The sequence below is a fragment of the Burkholderia sp. E168m23 genome, assembly GCF_016586125.1.
Lineage (GTDB): Bacteria > Pseudomonadota > Gammaproteobacteria > Burkholderiales > Burkholderiaceae > Burkholderia > Burkholderia orbicola.
In genome coordinates this window covers 1-2,762 of the sequence record NZ_BCPP01000940.1, presented here as the reverse complement: position 1 = coordinate 2,762, position 2,762 = coordinate 1, and the positions used below count along the sequence as shown (strand labels likewise).

Here is a 2,762-nt window from a genome sequence, read left to right as displayed (position 1 = left end):
TTGAAACGCTCACCGACATGCACGACGTGTTCTCCTGCGGTCCATCGGAAAAAGAAAGTGCCCCAATGATACCGGCGGCCGGACGCCGCCGCGCTGCGCCCGGGCAAACGGCACGCGAGCACCGTGCGATGCGCGCCGCCGGCCCGCCAAAGAAAAAGCGCCGCGACATCCGTCGCGGCGCTTTCGTTTCGATACCGGGCTGATTCATCAGGTCATTGCAACGGCCCGGTTCAGCAACACTTCCCCGCTCCCGAGCCGTACCGCGCATTCTGACGCTCGCGGAAGAATTCCTCGTACGTCATCGGTTCGCGGTCCGGATGGGTTTCGCGCATGTGCGCGACGTAGGTGTCGTAGTCGGGCAGGCCGACCATCAGCCGCAACGCCTGCCCGAGGTAACGCCCCGCGCTGCGCAGGTCGCTGCCAAGATCGCTGAACATCGCGGCCTCTCCTCAACGTCCGCTGCCGAGCGCCTGCGCGGCCGGCATCGCTTCGTACGGCGTCTCGCGCACGGTCGGCTTCGACTCGCGGCGCGCGCGCAGCACGGCGATCACGCCGTACACCGCGATGGCCACGACGACGAAGATGAACAGCCCGGCCAGCGCCGCATCGATGTAGTCGTTGAAGATGATCCGTTTCATCTGCGCGATCGACTTCGCCGGCGCGAGCACCTTGCCTTCGTCCACCGCGGCCTGCAGCTTCGCGGCGTGCGCGAGGAAGCTGACCTTCGGGTTCGCGTCGAAAATCTTCTGCCAGCCGGCCGTCAGCGTGCAAATCAAGAGCCATGCGGTCGGCACCATCGTGACCCACGCATAGCGCTCGCGCTTCATCTTGAACAGCACGACGGTGCCGAGCACCAGCGCGATCGCGGCGAGCATCTGGTTCGAGATGCCGAACAGCGGCCACAGCGTGTTGATGCCGCCGAGCGGATCGACCACGCCCTGGTACAGGAAGTAGCCCCACGCGGCCACGCACAGCGCGGTGGCGACGAGGTTCGCGGGCAGCGACTCGGTGCGCTTGAGCGCCGGGTGGAACGTGCCGAGCAGATCCTGCAGCATGAAGCGGCCCGCACGCGTGCCCGCGTCGACGGCCGTCAGGATGAACAGCGCCTCGAACAGGATCGCGAAGTGATACCAGAACGCCATCATCGCTTCGCCGCCGATCACCTGGTGCAGGATGTGCGCCATGCCGACGGCCAGCGTCGGCGCGCCGCCCGCACGCGCGATGATCGTCGTTTCGCCGACGGCCTTGGCCGTCTGCGTCAGCATGTCGGGCGTCAGCACGAAGCCCCATTGCGTGACGGTGTTCGCGACCGCTTCCGGCGTCGAGCCGAGCACCGCGGCCGGCGCGTTCATCGCGAAGTAGATGCCCGGTTCGATCACGCACGCGGCGACCAGCGCCATGATCGCGACGAACGATTCCATCAGCATCGCGCCGTAACCGATGAAGCGCGCATTGGTTTCGTTGTCGATCAGCTTCGGCGTCGTGCCCGACGAGATCAGCGCGTGGAAGCCCGACACCGCGCCGCACGCGATCGTGATGAACAGGAACGGGAACAGGTTGCCCGACCACACCGGGCCCGAGCCGTCGACGAACTTCGTCAGCGCGGGCATCTTCAGTTCCGGTGCGACGACCAGGATGCCGATCGCGAGGCCGAGGATCGTGCCGATCTTCAGGAACGTCGACAGGTAGTCGCGCGGCGCGAGCAGCAGCCACACCGGCAGCACCGATGCGACGAAGCCGTAGCCGATCAGGATCCACGTGAGCTGCGTGCCGCTGAACGTGAACCACGCGGCAACCGCCGGCGAGGCGGCCACGTTCTGGCCGAACGCGATCGCCGCCATCAGCCCGATGAAGCCGATGATCGACACTTCGCCGATGCGGCCCGGACGGATGTAGCGCGTATAGACGCCCATGAACAGCGCGATCGGAATCGTCGCGGCGACGGTGAACGTGCCCCACGGCGAATTGGTCAGCGCCTTCACGACGATCAGCGCGAGCACCGCGAGGATGATCACCATGATCAGGAACGCGCCGAACAGCGCGATCACGCCGGGCACCGTGCCGAGCTCCATCTTGACGAGGTCGCCGAGCGAACGGCCGTCGCGACGCGTCGAGATGAACAGCACGATGAAATCCTGCACCGCGCCGGCGAACACGACGCCGGCCAGAATCCACAGCATGCCGGGCGTGTAGCCCATCTGCGCGGCGAGCACGGGGCCGACCAGCGGCCCGGCGCCGGCGATCGCGGCGAAGTGATGGCCGAACAGCACGTACTTGTTGGTCGGCACGTAGTCGAGGCCGTCGTTGTACTTGACCGCCGGCGTCATCCGCAGCCCGTCGAGCTGCATGACCTTGCTGGCGATGAAACGGCTGTAGAAGCGATACGCGATCAGATACACGCAGACTGCGGCGATCACGATCCAGAGGGCACTGACGCGCTCGCCGTGCGCGAGTGCGATCGTGCCGAATGCGAACGCGCCAAGCAGCGCGACCGCGATCCATAGCAGGGTACTGGAAGCCCGATTCATGGCGTCTCCTGGTCTCCAATGTGTTTTTGAGTGGATGCGGCGAGGGGCCGAACCCGCGTGACGTCGATGCGTCGTGCCGCAGCCTCGCGGAGACCGCAGCGATGGGCCGTAGTATTCCGCGCGACGGGGGCCACTTACAAGCGGATAACTACGTATGACGATCTACGTAGAATTACGTAGAACGTTTGGCGTGTGCGCGCTGTCGGCGTTGGTTTGCATAAATTTGTTCCCAAA

3 protein-coding genes are annotated in these 2,762 nt (G+C 65.6%); 1 reads left to right on the top strand and 2 read right to left on the bottom strand.

Annotation, left to right across the window (positions count from 1 at the left end):
- On the top strand, window positions 1-203 hold a 203-nt coding region (locus JMF90_RS40370; protein WP_236598074.1), incomplete at its 5' end, for a hypothetical protein.
- A 27-nt stretch (window positions 204-230) separates the two neighbouring features.
- Here JMF90_RS40370 and JMF90_RS32275 read toward each other — a convergent pair.
- Window positions 231-437 carry a YbdD/YjiX family protein gene (locus tag JMF90_RS32275; protein WP_006480280.1) on the bottom strand — a complete coding sequence of 69 codons (207 nt, stop codon included), beginning with the start codon at window positions 435-437 and terminating at the stop codon, window positions 231-233.
- A 12-nt stretch (window positions 438-449) separates the two neighbouring features.
- The gene (locus JMF90_RS32270) at window positions 450-2,528 is read right to left on the bottom strand and encodes a carbon starvation CstA family protein (protein ID WP_011548874.1); all 2,079 of its coding nucleotides are present in this window, start codon (window positions 2,526-2,528) and stop codon (window positions 450-452) included.
- Between the last annotated feature and the right edge of the window lie 234 nt (window positions 2,529-2,762).

Coding starts and splice junctions, on each gene's coding strand:
- JMF90_RS32275 (WP_006480280.1), bottom strand. CDS start 437: ATGTTCAGCGATCTTGGCAGCGACCTGCGCAGCGCGGGGCGTTACCTC.
- JMF90_RS32270 (WP_011548874.1), bottom strand. CDS start 2,528: ATGAATCGGGCTTCCAGTACCCTGCTATGGATCGCGGTCGCGCTGCTT.